Source organism: Campylobacter sp. BCW_6464, assembly GCF_001762775.1.
Lineage (GTDB): Bacteria > Campylobacterota > Campylobacteria > Campylobacterales > Campylobacteraceae > Campylobacter_D > Campylobacter_D jejuni.
In genome coordinates this window covers 1-718 of sequence record NZ_MJXM01000014.1, presented here as the reverse complement: position 1 = coordinate 718, position 718 = coordinate 1, and the positions used below count along the sequence as shown (strand labels likewise).

The window sequence follows — 718 nt, the reverse complement described above, 5'->3', positions numbered from 1 at the left end:
ATCTTTTTCATCATCATAACTTATGCGATATTCAAGCTTACTGGTTCTTTTAATACCTAGTTCTACATCATCACAAGAATCAATTTCAAAGGTTTGGTTTATAAGCATATATTTTCCTTTTTAATTAATAATCAATTTTAACTGATTTTCTACATCTTTAAAAGTAAACACTTTATTTCCACAAGGATAAGAGATGGAATTTTCTTGCATGAAAGATTTTCTTTTTTGTAGTTTTTCAAGCATTAAAGGAAGTTCTTTTCTAAATAAGGCTTTATCACTTATTCTCATGCCGTGATTTAAGTCCTTTATAAATCTTCCATCAATCTCGCTTTCATCTTTTATCAAATGTAAAGTGGCGTCATATCCTAACTCTTTATACGCTAAAAAAAGAGTTTGCTTATCTTTTGCTGTATTAAATGGATCTTTTAAACTATGATAAGATACTAAAACAATATTTTTATTAACACTAACTTGTATAGTTAAATGAGCTAAATTAGGAATTATTCTAATTAAATAATTCTCAGTATGAAAAAAATATTTTGAACTAACATCCGCATTCCAATAAGTTTTAATAAAAAATCCTATTTTATTATGTGGATATTCCTCAAAATAATCACATTGTCCACTTTCTCTTTCTAAAATAAACATAGGAGAAGGCAAAGCCGAACCTGAATTATCAATCACACCATCCACATACCAAGGAGCTATTTTTGCTATG

General features: G+C 27.4%; 2 protein-coding genes. Both read right to left on the bottom strand.

Annotation, left to right across the window (positions count from 1 at the left end; translation table 11 throughout):
- Positions 1-108 (bottom strand): DUF2920 family protein (locus tag AJ885_RS10030; protein WP_002821379.1); only part of this gene is annotated, 108 nt, incomplete at its 3' end.
- A 12-nt stretch (positions 109-120) separates the two neighbouring features.
- Positions 121-718, bottom strand: a 598-nt coding sequence (locus AJ885_RS00175; RefSeq protein ID WP_070280512.1) for a DUF2920 family protein, incomplete at its 5' end; no start/stop codon positions are given.